Origin of the sequence: Peristeroidobacter agariperforans, from assembly GCF_004138335.1 — a bacterium.
Lineage (GTDB): Bacteria > Pseudomonadota > Gammaproteobacteria > Steroidobacterales > Steroidobacteraceae > Steroidobacter > Steroidobacter agariperforans.
Map to the genome: position 1 here is coordinate 1165929 of NZ_RYFW01000001.1, position 22235 is coordinate 1188163.

The following is a 22235-nucleotide window of genomic DNA, read 5'->3' on the forward strand; positions in this document are numbered from 1 at the left end:
GCGGGTCATGCACAGCATCGAACGAAAGGTCTTACTGCGCGCGCCGCGCAGCCGCGTCTGGAACGCGCTCACGGATGTGAAAAAATTCTCCCAATGGTTCTGCGGCGATTCGGTCGAGGGTGCATTCGCGCCTGGCGCGCGAGTGCACGTGAATGCCAGCGCCGAACAGGGCGGGAACTTCGACATCTTCGTGCAGGAGATGCAGCCGGAGCATTTGTTCACATGGCGCTGGCACCCGGGCGCGCACGATTCGTCGCTCGACTATGCGAAGGAGCCGACGACGCTGGTGGAATTCAAACTGGCGGACGCGGAGGGCGGCACGCTACTGACCATCACCGAGTCCGGCTTCGACGCCATTTCACTCGCGCGTCGAGCCAAAGTGTTCGGTCAGAACAATCAAGGCTGGGACGATCAGGTCAGAAACCTGGAGCGCTATGTCAACCAAGCGGCCTGAGCTCAGGCTCAAAGCCTCCGCCCCGATCTTCGCGGCGCTCGGCGATGAAACGCGGCTGCGGCTGGTGATTTTCCTGTCCGCAGCCGGCCCCTCGTCGACCGCGACGTTGACTGCAAATGTCGACGTCACGCGTCAGGCGGTCGCGAAACATCTACGTGTGATGAAAGACGCTGGTTTGGTCACCAGCGTCTATCAAGGCCGAGACAGCGTGTGGCAAATCGAGTCGTCACAACTCGAAGAGGCACAACGCTGTATCGAGCTCATCACCTCGCGCTGGGATCATGCAATCGATCGCCTGCGCGCCATGGTCGAGAAAGATCAGTAGGGCTCGGCGCGGACCATGGCTCTCGCGTTGAATACCACGTGCGTTTCGGTGACTCCGCCGTGTTCGGTCAAGAAAGTCGATGGCGAGGACCAGAGCGTCGCGCCGGTGGTGGCGGAAAAGATCTTGTTGTGCTCAGGCGCATAAATGCTATCGCCCGAGACCACCTGGAACCGGCGAATCCGCGGAAGCGTCGGCGTGTTGAGGGGCAGTCCCTGGGCGTTGACCACGACCGCTTCGATATATCCACCCGGGAAGCCCGGTTCGTAGCGGTTCACGAACAGCCGATCTTCATCGAGCCAACCCACCGGGAACCCAGCGGCCGTGCCAACCAGGTTCGCGTTCGTGTAGACCCACGCGGTGGATTGAGAGACGGGGCCTCGATCCGTCGCGGCGAAGGACAGTGCGCTCGGCGAGAGCACAGGAGCCACCTCGGCTCCGGCAAGCTCATCGTTCGACACCGTGATCGTATCCGACCACAGTACCGAGCCGCCCGGCAAGGCAATCACAGCACGAGCAAGCTGGTTACTCGTCGCCGTGCGCCGGCTCGTGCTGAATGTTTGACCGGAGCTTGCCAGGGCGAAATCCGTCAGTACGGTGGTTCCAGAAGTAGCCAAAGAGGTGATCTCGGTCGCCGACGGCAGCGAGAACGCTTTGAGGGTTACGCTGGAGCCGAGCAGGTCGGCTGCCGCTATCACCGTGCCATCGTCGGACGACTGGAGCTTGCTGGCGCGGAAGTCGATCGTGCCAGCCGGCTGCAGAGTGCCAGCGTCGAAATAGAAGATCTTGTCGGCGGCGGTCGCCACCGCGATGAAGTCGCTGCCGGCGCCGATGTCCCTGACCAAGCCGTAGCTGAAGTAATCCGGGGTGCCACTCGTCACGTCGGCAAGCACGCCGTCGTTGTTCAGCACCGTCCAATCGGTGCTGGAGGTAGCGGCGAACGCCAGCAGGTCCCGAATCGGATCGGAGTAGGTGGTTTTCACCGGCGCGGCGCCGGACAAATCGATTACTTCGAGCCCGGCCTGGCCTTCGAAGTCCACCAGGATGGCGTCAGCCGACGCGAACACCCGCTCCATGTCGGCGTTGAGGGCGCCATCGAAAGCGGGGTAGTTGATGGTCGGCGTGGTGCTCGACGGGTCGATCTCGTAGATGTTGATGCCTTCCCCCGCATTGGTTCGGAACGTCCAGAACCAGTTTCCCTGTCCAGTGAGACGCTCGATGTGCGGCAGCGTCTGCGAATCGGCCAGGACGCCATCTGCGGAATAGATCCAGAGCGTGTTGGAAAGACTGGTGATGAAATGTTCGCCATCCAGGAACCAGGAATGCGCCTGCCCCAGCAGCGGGCTGCTGGTGGTGGACGTGCCAGCCGGTAGCGAGATGCGTTCCAGCACCTGGACGCCACCCGAGTTGTTCAGCAGGCGGAGCTCGCCGGGCGCAGCAAACACCTTGGCCGAGTTGTAACTGCCGGCCTTGGAGAACAACAAAGCGCCGCTGGGGGAGTAAACAGACAGACCCGTGGCGGTCGAGACAGCTGCATAGCTGCCGTCAGTGGCCAATTGCCACCAACCGGTGACCGACGAGCGGGGAATCGTCCCGAGCAACTGTCCGTCGGAGGAGTCTCGCAGCTCCAGGCCGTCTCGCGTCCACAGAGCGAAGGTCGGTCCCGCAAGGTCGATCTTTACATTGCAGCTCTCAGCGTAGATTCCGTAACAGCGCGTCTCGCCCTGAGCCAGGTTGACCTGGGTCTGAGCATTCCACAATGCCCAGTGGCCAAAGCCGTCGGCCCCCAGCACGCGATCCCCTTCCTGGTCGAGAACCCGCTCGTCGCTATAGGACGCAGTCTTGACAAGGCCGAGGCCTAGATCGATCAACACGCCGGATTCGACGCCGATGGTCAACGCGACCGAATCGGTTCCTACCGCGTTTTCGGCAGTCACGGTATAGCTCGCCGGCGCGCTCATCTCGGTCGGCGTCCCGCTAATCGTGCCGTCGGCCGTGTTGAAGCTGAGCCCCGCCGGCAGCGGATTGTCGATGGCCCAAGTTGCGACCGGGCCGCCGCTGTTTTGCGGTGAAATGGTCGTGACTGCCAGGTCACGCACCAGCTTGAGCTCGGTTGAGCCGTAACCGATGCTCGGAGCTGCGTCGATGACGCTGAAAGAGATGGTGGTCGAGGTGCTGCCGCCGCTGTTGCTCGCTGTAACCGTATAGGTCGTCGCCGCGATGCCGGCAGTGGGCGTTCCGGAGATCACGCCGGTCGTGGAATTCAAAGTGAGACCGGCTGGCAGGGCGGGGCTGACGGAATAGCTCGTCACCGTGCCCGTCACCGTGGGCGTGAGCGCCGTGATTGGCTTGGAGACCGCGAATACAGGTGTGGAGGAGGAGGAGGAGTAGCTGAGACCGCTGGGTGCGGCAACCGCCGCGGGTGGTGGATTCGAACTTCCGCCGCCTCCGCCGCCGCCGCCTCCGCCGCAGGCCCCGAGAACGAGAAAGGGAATCACCAATAAAACGCGGCTGTGCATGATCATCGTCTCCGTCGACAAACGCACTTCGTCTGTATGTTTGGATTTATTTTTGCTGAGAACGGGTCGGAGAATAGCGCCCCCGTCGCTTCGATGTCAGCCTGAAAATCTGAAATTATGTCAGCTGTCGGCGCCGAGATGACTCGGCCAGTGACCGTGCAACTGCATGACATCCAGCTCGACCTGGCCCCTGTCGAGGTCGGCTGATTTCAGTTTGATCCGCATGAACTCGAGCGAGTCGCCGCGCTCGTAGTAATAGAAGACCGAGCTGCGGTGCTCGTCGCGGCTCGCGCGGGGAATCACATATTCGTTGAATGCGGTTTCGTGAACCAGCGGACCGCAGCTCAGTTGCGCTCCACCGAACTGGACACAGATGTGCGCAGCTTCGAGATCGCTACCGTCGACGATATTTTTGACACTGATCCGAAAGCGAGGTGGCAGGCCGACGGCGGTGGCGAGCACGTCGAGCGACTCGCCGACATTGATGCGAACGACCTTGCGCGAGCGATCGACACGCTGCGAATCGGCGACGCGAACAGTAGGCGAGTCGCGGTAGACGATGGGAGCGGGCGGCCGGGCGGCAGTGCGCGTGGCCGTCACGGGCAGGTGCTGGCGCCGCCAGTACAGTGCACCGACGATGAAGGCCGTCAGGCCAATCACGAGCCAAAGCTGTTGCAACACGTATTCCATTTCACATCTAGGGGCGCTGAAGGAGCGTCCTTCTCCTTGTTATCGGCAGGTCGCCGTTGCAACTGATGTGACCGGGTTCGAGGTCCTGACAATCGCCGTGCGACTCAATGTGTCACCGGAGTGTCTGGGCCAGGCGCCAGAAAATCGAGCGACTGTGTCACAGCTTGTGACGCACTCGATGGTCGTGAAATAACTTATTCCCTCGCGGCGCTCACAGCACGCCGAGCGCGAGGCCCGCCGCCAGCGTCTGACCCAACTCCGCGCATCGCTCGCGATCTGTTTCGCTCAGGTCGCCTTTGACGATCAGCGGTTCGGCGCATTGTTTCCAGCGATAACCCAGGGCGATGCGTTCGATGGAGCTGACAGCGCCCGTGCCATCGTTGCCGGCGCTGACGAAGACCGCGTACGGCAGGGCATCGACGCGGCCTTGCACCGGGTAGAACGTGCGATCGAAAAAATCCTTGATGGCGCCCGCCATGTAGCCGAAGTGCTCGGGCGTGCCGATCAGCAATCCATGCGCCCAGAGCAAATCATCGACGCCCGCCTCGAGCGCCGGCAGAGCGCGTAGCTCGATCTCCTCGCCCGCATCGGCGATACCTTGCTTCACCGCTTCGACCATCGCATGCGTTCGGCCGCCGGCATGGCCGGCGTAGATCAACAACAGGTGAGGGCGAGTTGAGGACGGCAATGCGGACCACATCTGTTACAGTTCTTGGTCACCGTAACTCGTTTCACTGGAGTTCCGAATGTATACCGTTTCGCGACCGGTACGGTCGCTGTCAGCGCTGCTCCTTGCAGCAGCAATGCTCACCGCGCTGGGTTGCAAGCCCAAGGAACCGAAGCCGGTGCCGACGCCTGAAACTGCCGCGAGCCCGGTCAGAGACGAGGCGAAGAGCGCATCGTCACAGATCGCGGCCGACTATCTGCGCGAGCAGATTACAAAGATTTCATCCGATGAATTCGAAGGCCGCGCACCCGCGACGCCGGGCGACGTCAAGGCTCGTCAGTACATCGCGGACCAGTTGCAGCAGATCGGCTTCGCGCCGGGCGGCGCCGATGGCAGCTATCAGCAATCCTTCGACGTGGTCGGCGTCACCGCCCAGATGCCCAAGCAATGGTCCTTCAAGAAGGACGGCAAAACCGCATCGTTCAAATGGTGGGATCAATACATCGCCGGCAGCGGTGTGCAGGCCGAGAAAGGCTCGATCAAGAACGCCGAGGTGGTGTTCGTAGGCTATGGCATCCAGGCGCCCGAGTTCGGCTGGGACGATTTCAAGGGCCAGGATCTGAAGGGCAAAGTGTTGTTGATGTTGAACAACGATCCGGATTGGGATCCGGAGCTGTTCGGCGGCGACACGCGCTTGTACTACGGCCGCTGGAGCTACAAGTACGAGAGCGCAGCGCGCCAGGGTGCGGCCGGTGCGATCATCATTCACACCACGCCGTCGGCGGGCTATCCGTTCCAGGTGGTGCAGAGCTCGTGGTCGGGCGAGCAAGTGGAATTGCCGGCTGAGGACGAGCCGCGCATCCAGGTCAAAGGCTGGCTCACCGAGGAAGCGTCACGCGAGCTGACGAAGCTCGCCGGGCAGGATCTGGATCAGCTGGTGCAAGCGGCGAAATCCAAGGATTTCAAGCCGGTTTCGCTCGGCGTCACGACGTCGTTCGACTTCAAGAACAAGTTGAACCGCTCCAGCACCGCGAATGTGTACGGGGTGCTCAAGGGCAGCGATCCCGAGCTCAGCGACGAGTATGTGATCTACACCGCGCACCACGATCATCTCGGTATCGGCGAGCCCGATGCGGAAGGCGACAAGATCTTCAACGGCGCGATGGACAACGCGTCCGGCGTGGCGCAGGTGCTCGCGATCGGCAAGGCCTTCAAGGCGCTGCCGCAGCCGCCGAAGCGCTCCATCATGCTGTTGATGGTCGCTGCCGAAGAGCAGGGCCTGCTGGGCTCGAAGTATTACGCCGAGCATCCGACCGTGCCGCCCGCCAAGATCGTCGCGAACATCAACATCGATGGCGGCAACATTCTCGGTCGCGCCAAGGACATCGTATTCGTCGGCAAAGGCAAATCGACCATCGACGATTACGTGAATGCCATTGCCAAGCTGCAGGACCGAGTCGTGACACCCGATCAATTCCCGGATCGCGGCTTCTTCTACCGCTCCGACCAGTTCAATTTCGCGAAGATCGGCGTGCCTGCGCTGTATCTCGATACCGGCACCAAGTTCATCGGCAAGCCCGAGGGCTGGGGCAAGGAACAGCACGCGGAGTTCGAAGAGCACCATTATCACCAGCAGTCCGACGAGATCTCGGACAGCTGGAACTACGACGGCATGATCGAAGATGCGCAGCTGCTGTTCTACGTCGGCGACAACGTGGCGAACGCGGCAGAGGCGGATCTGCCGAAGTGGCTGCCGGGAGACGAGTTCGAAGCGGCGCGCAAGGCGTCGCAGGCGCAGCTCAGCACCAAGGCCGAATAAATATTCTCAGATTGAACAGGGCTCGTCGGTGCAAGCCGACGAGCCCTTTCTTTTAGCCTGAATCCCGCACCAGCCGGCTGTCGGTCCAGTTATCGGGCCAGCGCTTCACCGGCATATCCGTGATCGCCAGGCGAATCAGCTCGGCCATCGAAGTTCTGGCTCGTTCCGTGTCTTTTGCTTCGATGGCCTCGAACACGCGCCAGTGTTCGGGCAACGGATCGCGCTTCAGTGCATGCTCGCGTTGTTTGAATTCCGTGAGCGCGTGCACCGCGGCGGCCACGCCATTTGTCAGTGAAATGATGAAAGGATTGCGGGTCGCACGCAGCAGCTCGGAGTGAAAATCACGATCGGCAATGCGGCCTGCTTCGACATTCACCGTGTGCAGGCCCATCCGCTCGAGCGCGTTGCGCATGACTTCGAGATTCTTGTCGTTGCGGCGAGCGGCTGCGATCGCTGCCGCTTCGGGCTCGATGATCGTGCGCAATTCAAACAACCCTTGCAGCACTTCCAATTCGGGCTCGCCTGCGAAGACCCACGCGAGCACATCCGGATCCAGCAAATGCCATTGCTCGACCGCGCTCACGCGCGTGCCGGTGCGGGTTCGACTCTGCACCAGCCCCTTCGCGGCGAGCATGCGCACCGCTTCTCGATAGGCGGAGCGGGAAACTTTCAACTGACCGCTCGCTTCGATCTCGCCAGCCAGCACATGACCCGGACGATAACGGCCCGACACGATGCGCAGACCGAGATCGCGCGCAATGGAGCTGTGCAGGTGCAGTTCTTTGCGATTTTTCCGCTCGCCACCGGCGGTAACTTGATCGGGCTTGATAACGGGCATCGGCGCCTTCTGGACATCGCGCATGCGACCGTGCGGATTGTCCGGGTGCGCCGCGGCGATCACAAGTGAATGCGCGGATGGCGCCTGCGTCGCATTCTGTGGGATAGCATAACCATATGTTCTGATTGATATTTATTTAAGTCTCGGCCTCGACGCGGACGCCGGCCCGGGCTGCCTCGCAATCGCAATCTTGATTTGTCCGACATTTTGCAGATAGCATTTGTCTGAGAAATCAACTTCGGCCGTACAGACGGCAGCTTTGGGGGGATAGCAACGTGGCGAAGCTAGTCATTCGTTCGGCGTCCGCAATGGCGGCGCTTTCTTTGTCGGTGAGCGCATTCGCGCAACAAACGACGACACCGCAGACGACCGAGCTCGAAGAGGTCATCGTCAGCGGCGTGCGCGAAAGCTTGGTGCAGGGCCTGGAAAACAAGCGCAATTCAACGCAGGTCGTGGAATCCATCGTCGCCGAGGACATCGGCAAACTGCCTGACAACAACGTTGTCGAAGCTCTGCAGCGTATCTCGGGTATTCAAGTCACCGATCGCGGCGGCGGCGAAGCCGAAGGCATCGTGATCCGCGGTCTCAACGACGTGACCACGACCTGGAACGGTCGCAACGTGTTCACCGCATCGCCGCCGCCTGCTTCGGCTCGCGGCTTGGCGCTGCAGGATATTCCTGCAAACCTCATCGGCAAGATCGATGTTTACAAGACGCGCGCGGCCGATCAGCTCGAAACCGGCCTCGCCGGTCAGATCGACGTGTCCACGCGCCGTCCGTTCGATTTCGACGGTCTGGAAGTTTCTTTGAACGCTCGCGCCACGACGCAAGAACAGCGCGAGGACATCGATCCAAACATCAGCTTCCTGGTCGCCGATACCTGGGACGTGGGCGAAGGCAGGTTCGGCGTGATGGCCAACGCCAGTTACTCGCGCGTGCGTTATCGCGATCAGAGCGTGACCGCCGGCGCGCTGGTGCCGTTCGCGACTGCTGACAATCCGCCGCAAGGCCTGGCTTGCAACGGCAGCGGCGCTGCCGCCAATTGGACCCCGCTCGAGCGCATCTTCAACGGCGACTGCCGCGTTTCCGAAGATCCGATCTGGCAGGCCGGCACCGACGAAGGTCTGCCGACCGCGCCCGGCTCCATGCTCACGTTCAACGGCGTCGAATACCCGTACCTGCTGGGCCGAGACGCGCTGTTCGCCAGCGACTTCGAAGGCGATCGCGAGCGGCCCGCCGCAACCGTGGCTGTGCAGTGGGCGCCGAATGACACCTCCGAATACACCTTCGAAGCGTTCTATCAGGGCTATCGCGAGGAGACATTCAACAATCTGCACTTCACGTTCGCCGATTGGTGGGGCACCCTTGGCCCCGATCCCGCCTCGACGATCACGATGTATCCGGGCACGAACCTGATCAAGACGCGCGTCGTCGGCGCCCCGTTCGGCTTCAACAGCGGTGACGCGACGAAGAGCGATACGGACACCTTCGTGTACGCGTTGAACGGAAAATGGCAGATCAGCGACAAGTTCTCGCTGTCCGCGGACCTGGCGCTGCAAGATAGCGAATACAACACCCGCTTCATCGCCGTACGCACCGAGCGCGTGCCCGACCAGATCACGGTCGATTTCAACGCAGGTAATGGCATTCCGTCCTGGCACTTCGGCAACGATGCCGAAATGCTCGACCCGAACGACTGGACTGTTGGCGCCTTGTTCCAAAACCGAGGTCGCCAGAAAGGCGGCGCGGAGACACTGCAGATCGACGGCGACTACGAGCTCGGCGACGGCCTATTCCGCCTGCTGAGCTTCGGCGTGCGCTACGACGATCGCACCGCTGAATCGTTCAGCCCGCGCCCGACGCCCGAGCCGTTCCTCGGCGTGAACATGTCGACGCTGCCGTCCGGAATGGTCACGACCAACAGCGGCTTCTTCGATGGCGAAGGTGATGTGCCGACTGCATGGGCCGTGGTGAATGGCTATTACCTGCTGGACCATGCGCCGGAAGTCCGCGCGATGTACGGCGTGCCGACGGCCGGTCCCCAGCTGCTGCGCGCCTTCGAAGTTAAGGAGCGCACCGCGTCCGCGTATGTGCAGACCGATATCGAGGTCGGCAAGTTACAGGGCCAGTTCGGCTTGCGTTACGTGTCGGTGGATACGCCGATGCAGTTCACCGACATCATCGAGGGCGACCGCTCTTCCACGAAAAAGAGCACCAGCGAATTGCTGCCATCCTTGACGTTGCGTTATGCGGTCACCGATGACGTGAACGTACGCTTCAACTACGGCGAGACGCTGCGACGGCCGAACTTCTTCGATCTGAACGCCAATTTCGCGCTCACCGGCGACTTGACGCAGGTCGGCTACGGCTCGGGCAGCGGCGGCAACCCGGAGCTCGAGGCCGCCACGTCGAAGAACTACGACCTGACGGGCGAGTGGTACTTCGCCACCGACAGCGCGGTGTACGCCACGCTGTTCCGTCGCGACATCGAAGGTCTGGTGGTCCCGCTGACGCGTCGTATCACGATCCCGAACACCGGTTTGAACACCGATTCGTTCGTGGTCACGCAGCCGGTCAACGCCTCCGATGGCACGCTGGAAGGTATCGAACTGGGCTTCGTTTACTTCCCGGACTACCTGCCCGGTGTGCTGCAAGGCCTGGGTCTCACGGGCAGCTTCACCAAGCTCGATTCCGAGCAGACCGTGCCGCTGACCAATTCCGCGGGCGAGATCATCGGCGAGGAGAAATCCGAGTTCTTCGGCGTGTCCGATACCTCGTACAACATCACGCTGGCGTACGATCGTTCCGGCCTGGGCGCGCGCTTGTCCTACGTGTGGCGCGACGATTTCAAGAACAACAACGAAGCGCGTCTGTTCGCGAACCCGATCGGCATCTGGCGCAAGTCCGAGGCGAGCCTGGATCTGCAGCTGTCCTATAACATCACCGACGACCTCGCCGTGTCGTTCGATGCGGTGAACCTGACCGAAGAAATGCAGCAGGCGTATTACGCCTTCGGCTCGGCGGGCGGCCCGGGCACGATGAACTTCGGCAATCTGCTCCTCAGCCGTTCGTTCGCGCTCGGCGTGCGGTGGCGTCTGTAATAGCCCCTTCAGGAGCGGCGCCGTTCGTGCGCCGCTCCTTCTTCGATCCCACCGCGTTAAGATCCTGCCCTTCGCGCCGCCGCCTGGCGGCCGCCATCAGACAGGTAGGGTCATGCCATTCGATTCCAAACGGGTGAGCTCGCGTCTGACGATTGCGCTGGCCGCATTCGTCGCGACCATCGCCACGCCGATCCAAGCCAAGACAGTCAAGCCGCCGTTGCACGGCCAACATTGGGTTGCCGTCACTGGCAAGCCGCTCGCCGCAACCGCGGGCGCGCGAATCTTCATGCAGGGAGGCAATGCAATCGACGCGGCGTGCGCGATGATCGCCGCGACTTCCACGATGTGGGACGTGTTGAGCTGGGGCGGCGAGACCCAGGCGCTGATCTATAACCCGCACACTCGCAAAGTCATTGGCGTGAATGCGCTCGGTGTTGCACCGACCGGCGCGACGCCGGAGTTCTATCGCTCCAAGGGTTACGACTTTCCGCCCGAGTTCGGTCCGCTCGCCGCAGTCACGCCGGGTACGCCCGGCGGCATCATGGTAATGCTCGCCGAGTACGGAAAACTCAGCCTCGCCGAGGTGCTCGCGCCCGCCATCGAAATGGCCGATGGCTATCCCATCGAAGCGCAGACCGCGGACCTGATCGAGAAGTGGCAGGACGAGCTGCGCAAGTGGCCCGAGTCGCGCCGCACGTTCCTGGTTCACGAAGGCAAGGATGGCAAGCCGCTGCCGGGATATTCGCGTGTCGGCCCGGAGCCCGGTGAAATCTTCCGCCAACCGGATCTCGCCACGACCTTGCGCAAGCTGGTCGATGCCGAGGCGAAGGCGCGCAAGGACGGCAAGAACCGCAAGCAGGCCATCATGGCCGCTTACGACCGCTTCTATAAAGGCGACATCGCGAAAGAATTCTCCCGAGGCTCGCAAGAGCTCGGCGGTCTGCACACCCCGGAAGATCTCGCCAACTGGCAGCCGTATCTCGAGGAGCCGGTGAGCGTCAACTACAAGGGCGTCGAGGTCTACAAGCTCACGCATTGGGTGCAGGGCCCGTCGATGCTGCAGGCTCTGAACATCCTCGAGAACTTCGACCTGAAGTCGATGGGCTACAACAGCACGCGTTACATCCACACGCTGTATCAGACCATGAGCCTGGCGTTCGCCGATCGCGATTTCTATTACGGCGACTCGCGCTTTCCGCCCGAAGAGCCGATCAAAGGTCTGCTCTCCAAGGACTATGCGCGCGAGCGCGCCAAGTTGATCAAGGAAGATCGCAACGATCCGGACATTCGTCCCGGCGATCCGTATCCGTTCCAGGGCGCGACCAATCCGTTCAAGGCGCAGCTCGATGCGTGGCGCACGGTCAAGGGTGGCCCGGACAAGTCGAAGCCGAACCAGTGGAGCCCGACGGCGCTGGCCGAGTTCGACCGCACGTTCCGGCTCGGCACCACTACCGTCGAGACCGCCGACAAGGAAGGCTGGGTCGTTTCCGTGACGCCGAGCGGCGGCTGGCTACCGGCGACCATTGCGGGCAAGACCGGCATCGGCATGAGTCAGCGCATGCAAAGCTTCGTGCTCGACCCGGCCGACAATCCGTTCAACGTCGTAGCGCCCGGCAAGCGCCCGCGTGCGACGCTGACGCCATCGATGGCGCTGAAGGATGGCAAGCCGTACCTCGCCTTTGCCGTACAGGGCGGCGACACGCAGGAACAAAACCTGCTGCAGTTCTTCTTGAACGTGGTCGAGTTCGGCATGACGCCGCAGGAGGCGGCCGAAGGCGCCAACATCACCACGTATCAGCTGCGCGATTCCTTCGGTTCGCACGAGTCCATTCCCGGGCGGCTGACGCTGGCCGAATCGGTGCCGGCTTGGGTTCGCAACGAGCTCACCAAGAAAGGTTACAAATTGGAATTTTCGGCAAACAATTCCGGGCCGATCACCGCCATTCAGATCGACGCCAGGCACGGCACGTTCTGGGGCGCGGCCGCGTATCACGGTGAGGACTACGGCATCGCCTGGTAACAGCTGAGGGGAGCGGCTCGCTGTTGGGGCGAGCCGCTGCACCCCGGCGGGGCAGGCGCCATTGAAGCCCATCACAGCTTCGATTTGACCGGCCGAGCCATTGACGTTGCTCATCATTTCTGTGACAAAGCCACGCGCGATCGCGCGCACACAGCTGATATTCAGCCGCTCTTGTCACGATAACTAAGAAGGCATGCAGCCCACCGCCACGTCACTGGTCCCGCACGAAACACCGACTGTCAGTTACGACACCGCAGGGAGCACCGAAACCGCACGCATGCTCCGTACGCTGATCGGCAACCTCGATGGCATGGTGTATCGCTGCCGTGACGATGCCGACTGGACCATGGAGTTCGTCAGCGACGGGGTGCGGCGGCTGACCGGCTACGACGCCTCCGACCTGCTGTTCAACAAGCGCGTTTCGTACGAGCAGATCACCTATCCCGACGACCGGGAGCGGGTTCGCACCGAGATGTACACGGGCCTGCGCACGCAGGGCCGCTTCGATTGCGAGTACCGCATCGTGCACGCGACCGGCGAGATCCGCTGGGTATGGGAGCGGGGCACCGGCATCTATGACATTCACGGCAAGCTTGCGGCCATCGAAGGCCTGATTCAGGACATCACGGTCCGCAAGGAGTCGAGCCAGGCGCTGCGCGAGGCCGAGCGGCGCTATTACAACTTGTTCGAGAACGCCATCGAAGGCATCTTCCGCACCACCACGGACGGGCAGTATCTGGACGCCAACCCGGCGCTGGCCCGGATCTACGGGTTCGACAGTCCCGGCGAGCTCATCGCCCAGCTGAAAGACATTCGCAACCAGCTCTACGTCGAGCCCTCGCGTCGCGAAGAGTTCATGGCGCTGGCGAAGTCGCGCGGCTCGGTCAGCGGCTTCGAATCGCAGGTGTATCGCAAGAGCGGCGAAGTCATCTGGATTTCCGAGAACGCGCGCGCCGTGTTCAACGAAAGCGGTCACGTCGTTTGTTACGAAGGTACGGTCGAGGACATCACGGAGCGCAAGCTCTATCAAGCCCGCATCGAGCAGCAGGCCAACTTCGATACGCTCACCGGTCTCGCCAATCGCTCGCTGCTCCACGAGCGGTTACAGCAAGGCATTCGATCGGCCGCCGCCTATGGCACTCGCCTGGCCGTCGTGTTCGTCGACCTGGATCGATTCAAGTTCATCAACGACGGGCTGGGTCACCATGTCGGTGACGAACTGCTGCGTGCGATGGCCGAGCGGCTGCGTGCGAGCGTGCGCGACGGTGACACCGTGGCACGGTTGGGCGGCGATGAATTCGTGCTGCTCATCAACGGTCAACGCGGGCCGGACGCCGTGGCGCTGGTGTTGGAGCGCATGCTCCACGCCATTTCACAACCCTGGGCCAGTCCGCAGGGCGAATTCAACGTCACTTGCAGCATGGGCGTCGCGTTGTATCCGGACGATGGCGCCAGCGCCGAGACTTTGTTGAAGCACGCCGACCAGGCGATGTATCGCGCCAAGGAGAAGGGTCGCAACAACTTCCAGTTCTTTACGGCCGAGCTGAACGCGCTCATTACGGAGCGGGTGGAGCTGGAAAACAAGCTGCGCCGTGCGCTCGAGCGTCAGCAGTTCTCACTGCACTACCAGCCGCGCGTGGACATGCGGACGCGTCGGATCACTGGCGCGGAAGCTTTGATCCGCTGGCACACATCGCACGAGGAAGCCACGCCGCCATCGCGGTTCATTCCGGTTGCGGAAGAAATCGGTCTGATCGTGCCGATCGGCAAGTGGGTGCTGCGTGCCGCCTGTGCTCAGAACAAGGCATGGCAGGATGCGGGGCTGCCGCCGTTCGTTGTTTCGGTGAACGTGTCAGTGCGACAGTTCCGACAGGACAACCTCGTACAGACGATCGCAGAGGTGTTGCGCGAGACCGGGCTCGAAGCGCGTTATCTCGAAGTGGAGCTCACCGAAAGCGCAGTCATGCACGACGCCGATCAATTCATCGCCATGCTCGGTCAGCTCAACGACCTCGGCGTGCAGATCGCGCTCGACGATTTCGGCACCGGTTATTCCAGCCTGAGCTATCTGAAACGCCTGCCCGTCGACCGGCTCAAAGTGGACCGCTCGTTCGTGCAGGACATCGGCCATGACCACGACGATGCGACCATCGTTCGAACCATCATCGCACTCGGCCACAACCTCGGCCTGAAAGTCGTCGCGGAAGGCGTCGAGACCGAGCAGCAAATCGAGTTCCTGCGCGCCAATCACTGCGACGAGCTGCAGGGCTATTACTTCGGCCGCCCGCTGCCGGGCGAAGAGTTCAGGCGCGAGTTCCTGGGTTAACGCGGCGCAGCTTGCGCCGTTTCGCCGCGGTTGCTACCTTGGTACCAAGTTACCAAGGTACGAAGCATGGCTACCGTCACCCGGGTCCAGACCGGCGTCCGCCTGGAAGCTCGTTTGCTCAACGTTCTCAAAGCCTTGGCGGCTCTGAAGAACACCTCGCTCGGCGATCTGCTGGAGGGCATCGTGCTGCACGCCTTCGAGGGCGAGCAGGCCTTCAGTGCGCCAACCCTGGCGCAGATTGCCGAGCTCAAGAAGATCTATGGACTGGATCTGACTGCGGCCGATAGTCATCAACTGGTCGAGTCCGAGCGCGCCGTGGCCCGTGCGACGGCGAAGCGCCGGGCCGCGACTGGCAATCGTCGCAGTGGGAGGAATCGCTCATGAATGCTCTACCGCGTTCAATCCTCGCAGATCCAACGATGCTCGCGTTCGAGCAGGGCTCGCTCGATCCGGCCCGCTTCGACCATCGGCTGCACTTATCGCTGGCATGGAGCTACCTGCAGCGCGACGGCTTTCCCGAAGGCGCGTTGCACTTCCGCCGGCATTTGCAGAACTACGTTGCCAAGGTCGGCGCGCAGAGCAAATATCACGAGACCATCACCTGGGCTTACCTGGTGCTGCTGAACGAGGAGCTGTGCCTGCGCTCGCCCGCCGGCGAATCGTTCGATGCGATGATTCAACGGCGGCCGGATCTGCTCGATCACCGCAACGGCCCGATCGCGCGCTGCTACAGCAAGTCGCAGCTCGAATCGCCCGAGGCCCGCCGCGTGTTCATGTTGCCGGCAACTTGAGAGAGTCATGTCATGAGCTCATTCGTTGGCGCCGTCGATCAAGGCACGACCAGCACGCGCTTCATGGTGTTCGATCAGGCCGGCAACATCGTCGCCAGCGCTCAACAGGAACATCCTCAGATCTTTCCGCAGCCTGGCTGGGTCGAGCACTCGCCCATCGATATCGCTCGCAACACCGACGCGGTGATCGCCGAGGCGCTGCGATCCGCGAACCTCACTGCCAAGGATCTCGTCGCGATTGGCATCACCAATCAACGTGAAACGACGATGATTTGGGATCGGCGCACGGGCGAGCCGCTACACAACGCGCTGGTGTGGCAAGACACGCGGGTCGATCCGCTGGTCGCCTACTTCTCGGGGGAGGGCGGCAAGGATCGCTTTCGTGCGCTCACTGGGTTGCCGCTCGCCAGTTACTTCAGCGGGCTAAAGTTGAAATGGCTGCTGAACAACGTGCCGAACGCGCGGGCCCTCGCCGATGCGGGACACCTGCTGTTCGGCACGATGGATACCTGGGTCCTGTGGAATCTGACCGGCGGTGCGAACGGCGGTCTGCATCTCACCGACGTGACCAACGCGAGCCGTACCCAGTTGATGGGGTTGAGCTCGCTGCAATGGGAAGACGAATTGCTCCGAACGTTTTCGATCCCGCGCAGCGTGCTCCCGAAGATCGCATCGTCCAGCGAGGTGTATGGGCACGTCGCCGAGGGGCCCCTCAAAGGCGTGCCCATCGCTGGCATTCTCGGCGATCAACAAGCGGCGCTGGTCGGCCAGACGTGCTTCGAGCCGGGCGAAGCCAAGAACACTTATGGCACCGGCTGCTTCCTGCTCATGAACACCGGCCACAAGCCGGTGTCGTCGGCTGCCGGTCTCGTGACGACGGTCGCATATCAGCTTGGCAGGAATCCCGCATGCTTTGCGTTAGAAGGATCGATAGCGATTTCCGGCGCGCTGGTGCAGTGGCTGCGTGACAACTTAGGCCTGATTCGTAACAGCGGTGAGATCGAAGCGCTCGCGGCGAGTGTGCAGGACAACGGTGACGTTTACATCGTGCCGGCGTTCTCCGGGCTGTATGCGCCTCATTGGAAGGATCATGCGCGTGGCGTAATCACGGGCCTGACGCGATATGCGAATCGCGGGCACATCGCTCGCGCGGCGCTGGAGGCGACGGCGTATCAAACGCGCGACGTGGTCGCTGCGATGGAGCAGGACTCTCGCATTCAACTGCAGGAGCTGCGTGTCGATGGCGGCATGGTCGTGAACGACCTGTTGATGCAGTTTCAATCGGACATCCTGGACGTGAGTGTGGTGCGACCGAAAGTGACCGAGACGACCGCCTTGGGTGCGGCATATGCCGCTGGCCTGGCAACAGGCTATTGGCAGAGCACGGACGACCTGCGCCGCAACTGGGGTGTGTCGCACATGTGGCGGCCGCGCATGAGCAAGGAAGATCGCGGGCATTTGTATTCATCCTGGCAAAAGGCCGTGACGCGCTCGTTCAACTGGGTGGAATGACCATGTCGGCGGCCGAGCTTCCCCTCTGGACGGCGGAAGAACGCGAAAGTTTCTTCGCGGCCATCGCGCGTCACCGTCGTGCGGCGTGGCAGGTGAGTGCGGTTGCTGCTGTTGGAATTGCGATCCTTGCTTTCGTCGTCGCGACGCTGACCTCGCCGCTCTTCTATGCGCTGATCGGGTTGCTGCTCGATGTGATCAATCTGGTCGTGCCGACCCCGGACCTGCTCGGCCAGGTCATGGAGACCTTGAGCTACATCAGCGATCACATCGAGACTCAGCCGGCCAGTCGTTGGCTCTATCTGGCGCTCGTCGCCGCGCTGCCTGGTCTGATTGCAGTGCTGCTCGTGATGCTGACGCTGCGACGTATCGTGCGCGAGGCAGAGGCGAGTGGTGCGCAGGAACTGGCGTTGCGCGCGCCGAATCCTGGCGTGCTCGCGGAACAGCGGCTCGCAAATGTGGTCGCCGAAATGGCCATCGCCGCCAACATCAAAATGCCGAAGGTGGCCATCGTCGATATGCCTGGCATCAATGCCGCGGTCTATGGCCCGGACGACGAATCGGTCACGGTGCTGGTCTCCACTGGATTGTTGGAGAAGCTGAATCGCTCGCACATGCAGGCGGTCGCGGGCCATCTCATCGGACTCGTCGCCAACGGCGACGTGGTGCAAGGGATGCGAGTTGCTCAGACGCTGAGCTTGTTTGGTTTCGTCGCGCGACTCAGCGATGGCATCGTCGATCCGCCCGCGTGGTCACGCTTGTGGCAAACGCTACGGGAAGCCTTGAAGAACGGCGCGTCGAGTGCAGATTCACGTCTGATCCTGGAGCTCACCAATCCCTTCGGCAGCGCGCAGAGCTCGCAGCCTTCCGGCGGCAACACTTCGAACAACCTCACCTGGCGCGAATGGATTCGCATGCCGCTGTACGGGCCGGTGGTCATCAGTGGGTTCTTCGGCGGGATGGTCAGCAGCGTCTTCCTCGAGCCGCTGCTCGCCCTGATCTGGCGCCGTCGCAAATATCTCGCCGACGCCATCGCCGTGCAATTGACTCGCGATCCTCAAGCTCTCAGCGACGCGCTCGGCCAACTTGGCAATGGCAGCGGCTTTCCCGCGTGGTGCGCTCACATGCTCGTCGCCGGCGGCGCCCGTCGCGGTGGACTGCTCAGTGGCTCGAGCCTGCCCATGTATCCGCCGCATGACAAACGCCTCAAGGCGCTCGCACGCATGGGTGCGACTGTTACGTTGTCGCCGCCTCCTGGCATGCCAGTGTGGCTGAAACTTCTAATCGCCGTCGCCGGCGTGGTGGTCGTCTCACTGCTGAGCGTCGCGATTTATCTGTTGGTGATGATCTCGATCGCGCTGTCCGGCTTGTTCACGATGCTGCCGACCGTCATCCTGCACGCCATCCTGCGTTGATCAAGTTGGTTTCGGGTATACAGCGGGCTCATTTCCAAGGAGTCGCAGTCGGCCATGTCCATCATGATCTCGATGATTCTGCTGCGTCAGCCGATCGAGCTGCCTGCGTCTGCGATCGAACGCGAGCTGCAGCTGCGTTACCCGGATCTCGATGCGACCCTGGAATCTACTGCCGAAGGTATTCCATCCTTCAAGTTCAAGGAGGGGATGCTCATGCTCGCGAACATGCCGGCGCCCATTCCCTGGTCCGAGCTGGAGGGACCCTGCGCAACCAGCCTTCTCTGGAAGGATGCTGCGGAAGAGGTGCGGCGCCACGAATCTCACATCCTCGTGACATTGATGAGTGAGCAGAACGAAGTTGAACAGTCGGTCCTGCTCACCAAGGCCACCGCCGCCGTGTTGGCGGCTTGCGATGCGATGGGCGTGTATTGGGGCAACGCGACCTTGGTCATTCCCAAACAGATCTTCCTCGATTTCGCCGAGCAGGTGCTGCCTCTCGGACCGCCGCTGGACATCTGGGTCGATTTTCGCGTCGGCTGGCAAACGAAGACCGCCAGCGGCGGCTTCACCCAAGGCATGGAAGCACTGGGTCACATGGAGCTCGAAACCCAGGAGTCGCCCGAGAAACCCGGCGACCTGCGCGACCGCCTGCAGGGCGTGGCCCGCTACCTGCTGCAGAACGGACCCGTGATCCGGGACGGTGACACCGTCGGCCAAGATGCGCGGGAGAAAATCCGTGTTATCTATTCCGACTCGGCGTTCGGAAATACCAACAGGGTGATGCGGCTTCAGTATGAGACGCAGGCGAAGCCTTGGTGGAAGCTATGGTGAGTTTGCTAGCTTTCCTCGCCACCACCGACCGCTCGATTCTTCCGCCCTCCTGATGATTACGTGCCTGGATTTGCAAGTCTTCCCCAGGGAGAATGGCCTTCATAGTTCGGCCATCTGAAATACAGCAAATAAGTGGCGCCCGCGATGAGATAGCCCGCGATAAGCTTGGTGCTTTTGACAGAAACCGCTTTCCAGAACCCCGCTCTGTCATGGTGGCTCGCGCAGCTGGGAGCAGATGCGATGCCAGACATACAGGTCCATCGCAACGAGGTTCTCGACCCGCAGGGCGCCGGTGAAGGAAGGATGCGGAGTAATCGCAAAGACCTGATGTTGTTCTCTTCTAACGCCGCGCTCCTGAGCAAGCATGAGCAGTTCCGTCATCAACCGCTCCTGCGCCCAGGATCGGTCGGCGAACAACTGCTCCAAATGTGTCACGAATTCGGCCGCGTGAGAGCACTTCAGTTCCACCGGGTCTGCAACCAGAACCTCGCCCTCGGCCGACTCCACGTAGATATCGCCGAACGCTGTGACCATCAAGGGCCGAATTCTCCGTCCAGCCAGCTCCGGCCACAGCCCCAACGCCCGAGCGATGTCGGATTCGGCGGCGGTTGTTACAAACATCGCATCCATCGAGAGTTCTTATTCCTGCCGGCAGCTAGCCGGAGAGTATAGTGAAGTACTCGGGCACGGGATAAAACTGGCCGCCAAGTTTCCGCGGGAGTATGAACTATGCTAGCGGGTATAGAGATCAGCACCGACAAGGCCCGTATCGATGTGGAGCTGGTGCATCGATTTCTCAGTACCAGCTATTGGGCGACCGGCAGATCGCGGCAAACAGTCGAGCGCTCGATTCTGCATTCACTCTGTTTCGGTGCTTACAAGAATGCGCAACAAGTGGGGTTCGGGCGCGCGATCACCGATCGAGCTGTGTTCGCCTATATCGCCGACGTGTTCGTCGTTCCGGAACATCGAGGCGCAGGCATCGGCAAGGCGCTGATCGGAGCCATGCTCGCGCATCCGGATCTTGCAGGACTACAGGTTGTGCTGTTGCGTACCCGGGATGCGGCGGGTCTGTATTCGCAATTTGGGTTTCAGGCGCTGCGACGGCCGGAAGAAGTGATGGGTCGCTATTCGTCAGCTCCATGAGATCAGGGCTCTGCCTCACGCCCCCGGATCCTTCGGATTGCCCGCTACGCCTTCATTCCTCAACCACTGCGTTAGCAGCTTGCAGCGCTCTTCGGACACGCCGAGGCTGCGAAGGGCGTAATCGGTCATCTCCAGCGCCAGCTCGAGCTCGCCCATGACGGCGCGGTCCACGCCCTGGCGGATCAGGTATTTCAGCTCCGATGAGCTGTGAGTACGCACGACCACTGCGATCTTCGGGTTCTTTGCACGAGCGAGCTCGAGGATGCGACGGGCGTGAAAGCCATCGGGTGATGCAATCACGAGCAAGCGCGCATGTTCGATCTGGGCGAGGTCGAGCACGCCATGAGCGGTGGCGTCGCCATACACCGCAGTGATCTTGTCTTCCCGCAGTTGGTCGACGACGCGACGGCTCATCTCGATGACGACGTATTCGAGCCCCTGGGCCTGCAGGCCATGACCGACGACGCTGCCGACGCGGCCGTAACCGACGATCACCGCATGATTGCGCAGATTGGAAACCTTGTGATCCGGCTGCAGAGCCGAACGTTTTCCTTCCTTGCGCGTGAAGAACGCGAGCAGCTGGGGCCGCTCGTTCACCCAACGCGCGATCGGCTCGATGGTCGCAAAGGCGAACGGGTTCAAAGTGATCGATAGCAGTGCGCCAGCGAGAATCAGGTCGCGACCCTCGGGCGGCAGCAAGCCGAGCCCGACGCCCAGGCCGGCGAGAATGAACGAGAACTCGCCGATCTGCGCCAGGCTCGCCGAGATCGTCAGTGCCGTGCGCACGGCATAACCGAACGCCAGCACGATGGCGAACGCGGCCACCGACTTGCCGATCAGAATGACGAACAGCACTCCCAGCAGATCCAACGGCTGACGCAAGATCACCATGGGGTCGAACAACATGCCGACCGACACGAAGAACATCACCGCGAACGCATCCTGCAGCGGCAGCGAATTCTCCGCCGCCTGATGGCTGAGGTCCGACTCGGCCAGCATCACGCCGGCGAAGAACGCACCGAGCGCGAAGGACACATCGAACAGCATGGCCGAGCCGTAAGCGATGCCCAACGCAATCGCCAGCACCGCCAGCGTGAACAACTCACGAGAACCGGTCCGTGCAATCTGCGCCAGCACCCAAGGCACGACGCGTCGGCCTCCGACCAGCATCAGCGCCACGAACATCGCGACCTTCAACGTCGTCAAACCGAGGCTGGCGAGCAAACTGGTTTCGCCGGCCCGATCGCCGGTGTGCGCGAGTGCGGGCAGGAACACCAACGCCAGCACCATCGCCAGGTCTTCGACGATCAGCCAGCCCACGGCGATACGACCCTGCTCGGTATCCAGCTCGTTGCGTTGTTCGAGCGCTCGTAACAGCACGACGGTGCTGGCGACCGACAGCGCAAGACCTAACACGACGCCTGCCGCCGTACCCCAATCCCACAAGCGCGCCAGCCCCCAGCCGATGATGGTCGCCACCGCGATCTGCACGACAGCGCCGGGCAACGCGATGTTGCGCACCTTGAGCAACGAGCCGATCGAGAAGTGCAGGCCGACCCCGAACATCAGCAGGATCACTCCGATCTCTGCCAGCTGGCCGGCGAGACCCGCGTCGGCGACGAAGCCCGGCGTGAACGGACCGATTGCAATTCCCGCGACCAGGTAACCGACGAGCGGCGGCATGCGCAGCCTGGAGGCAAGGAAACCGAATCCCATGGCCAGCACGAAGCCCATGGCGATCAGGGCAATCAGCTCGGATTGATGATGCATGCGCTAGGGGTCACCTA

18 protein-coding genes are annotated in these 22235 nt (G+C 62.0%); 12 read left to right on the top strand and 6 right to left on the bottom strand.

Annotation, left to right across the window (positions count from 1 at the left end):
• The first annotated feature begins 7 nt into the window (after window positions 1–7).
• Window positions 8–454 carry an SRPBCC family protein gene (locus tag EK373_RS05065; RefSeq protein ID WP_129641635.1) on the top strand — a complete coding sequence of 149 codons (447 nt, stop codon included), beginning with the start codon at window positions 8–10 and terminating at the stop codon, window positions 452–454.
• Window positions 435–779, top strand: a complete 345-nt coding sequence (locus EK373_RS05070; RefSeq protein ID WP_129641636.1) for an ArsR/SmtB family transcription factor — start codon at window positions 435–437, stop codon at window positions 777–779. The genes EK373_RS05065 and EK373_RS05070 overlap by 20 nt, the downstream gene beginning before the upstream one ends.
• On the opposite strand, the gene EK373_RS05075 is transcribed toward EK373_RS05070, so the two are convergent.
• The 3 genes from EK373_RS05075 to EK373_RS05085 all read right to left on the bottom strand — a co-directional run bounded on the left by EK373_RS05075 (window position 773) and on the right by EK373_RS05085 (window position 4673).
• On the bottom strand, window positions 773–3295 hold the full coding sequence (locus EK373_RS05075) for an Ig domain-containing protein (RefSeq protein WP_198683077.1): 2523 nt from the start codon (window positions 3293–3295) through the stop codon (window positions 773–775). The two genes, EK373_RS05070 and EK373_RS05075, sit on opposite strands and share 7 nt — an antisense overlap.
• 120 nt (window positions 3296–3415) lie before the next feature.
• Window positions 3416–3985, bottom strand: a complete 570-nt coding sequence (locus EK373_RS05080; RefSeq protein WP_129641638.1) for a hypothetical protein — start codon at window positions 3983–3985, stop codon at window positions 3416–3418.
• 211 nt (window positions 3986–4196) lie between these two features.
• Window positions 4197–4673 (bottom strand): flavodoxin family protein, encoded by a 477-nt coding sequence (locus EK373_RS05085; RefSeq protein WP_232831018.1) that lies wholly within the window; start codon window positions 4671–4673, stop codon window positions 4197–4199.
• 58 nt (window positions 4674–4731) lie between these two features.
• Between EK373_RS05085 and EK373_RS05090 the strand changes: the two genes are divergently transcribed.
• Window positions 4732–6471, top strand: coding sequence for a M28 family peptidase (locus EK373_RS05090; protein ID WP_129641639.1), 1740 nt, complete (start codon window positions 4732–4734; stop codon window positions 6469–6471).
• A 52-nt stretch (window positions 6472–6523) separates the two neighbouring features.
• Here the strand turns inward: EK373_RS05090 and EK373_RS05095 are convergent, their stop codons facing one another.
• A complete protein-coding gene (locus EK373_RS05095; RefSeq protein WP_129641640.1) occupies window positions 6524–7309 on the bottom strand; it encodes a FadR/GntR family transcriptional regulator in 786 nt (261 codons plus the stop codon).
• A gap of 275 nt (window positions 7310–7584) precedes the next feature.
• On the opposite strand from EK373_RS05095, the gene EK373_RS05100 reads away from it, so the two are divergent.
• From EK373_RS05100 to EK373_RS05135, 8 genes are all read left to right on the top strand, one after another.
• Complete coding sequence (locus EK373_RS05100; protein ID WP_198683079.1) at window positions 7585–10410, top strand: TonB-dependent receptor; 2826 nt, start codon at window positions 7585–7587, stop codon at window positions 10408–10410.
• Between the two features lie 112 nt (window positions 10411–10522).
• A complete protein-coding gene (locus EK373_RS05105; RefSeq protein ID WP_129641641.1) occupies window positions 10523–12430 on the top strand; it encodes a gamma-glutamyltransferase family protein in 1908 nt (635 codons plus the stop codon).
• A 193-nt stretch (window positions 12431–12623) separates the two neighbouring features.
• Complete coding sequence (locus EK373_RS05110) at window positions 12624–14756, top strand: putative bifunctional diguanylate cyclase/phosphodiesterase (RefSeq protein ID WP_129641642.1); 2133 nt, start codon at window positions 12624–12626, stop codon at window positions 14754–14756.
• Between the two features lie 66 nt (window positions 14757–14822).
• On the top strand, window positions 14823–15140 hold the full coding sequence (locus EK373_RS05115; RefSeq protein ID WP_198683080.1) for a hypothetical protein: 318 nt from the start codon (window positions 14823–14825) through the stop codon (window positions 15138–15140).
• The gene (locus EK373_RS05120; RefSeq protein ID WP_129641643.1) at window positions 15137–15547 is read left to right on the top strand and encodes a hypothetical protein; all 411 of its coding nucleotides are present in this window, start codon (window positions 15137–15139) and stop codon (window positions 15545–15547) included. The genes EK373_RS05115 and EK373_RS05120 overlap by 4 nt, the downstream gene beginning before the upstream one ends.
• 12 nt (window positions 15548–15559) lie before the next feature.
• Complete coding sequence (gene glpK / locus EK373_RS05125; protein ID WP_129641644.1) at window positions 15560–17059, top strand: glycerol kinase GlpK; 1500 nt, start codon at window positions 15560–15562, stop codon at window positions 17057–17059.
• Window positions 17060–17061: 2 nt separating this feature from the next.
• The gene (locus EK373_RS05130; protein ID WP_157994225.1) at window positions 17062–18471 is read left to right on the top strand and encodes a M48 family metalloprotease; all 1410 of its coding nucleotides are present in this window, start codon (window positions 17062–17064) and stop codon (window positions 18469–18471) included.
• 54 nt (window positions 18472–18525) lie between these two features.
• On the top strand, window positions 18526–19302 hold the full coding sequence (locus EK373_RS05135; protein ID WP_129641646.1) for a DUF4261 domain-containing protein: 777 nt from the start codon (window positions 18526–18528) through the stop codon (window positions 19300–19302).
• Between the two features lie 207 nt (window positions 19303–19509).
• On the opposite strand, the gene EK373_RS05140 is transcribed toward EK373_RS05135, so the two are convergent.
• A complete protein-coding gene (locus tag EK373_RS05140) occupies window positions 19510–19923 on the bottom strand; it encodes a hypothetical protein (protein WP_129641647.1) in 414 nt (137 codons plus the stop codon).
• Between the two features lie 108 nt (window positions 19924–20031).
• On the opposite strand from EK373_RS05140, the gene EK373_RS05145 reads away from it, so the two are divergent.
• Complete coding sequence (locus EK373_RS05145; RefSeq protein WP_129641648.1) at window positions 20032–20448, top strand: GNAT family N-acetyltransferase; 417 nt, start codon at window positions 20032–20034, stop codon at window positions 20446–20448.
• A 15-nt stretch (window positions 20449–20463) separates the two neighbouring features.
• On the opposite strand, the gene ybaL is transcribed toward EK373_RS05145, so the two are convergent.
• Window positions 20464–22218 (bottom strand): YbaL family putative K(+) efflux transporter, encoded by a 1755-nt coding sequence (gene ybaL, locus EK373_RS05150; RefSeq protein ID WP_129641649.1) that lies wholly within the window; start codon window positions 22216–22218, stop codon window positions 20464–20466.
• Between the last annotated feature and the right edge of the window lie 17 nt (window positions 22219–22235).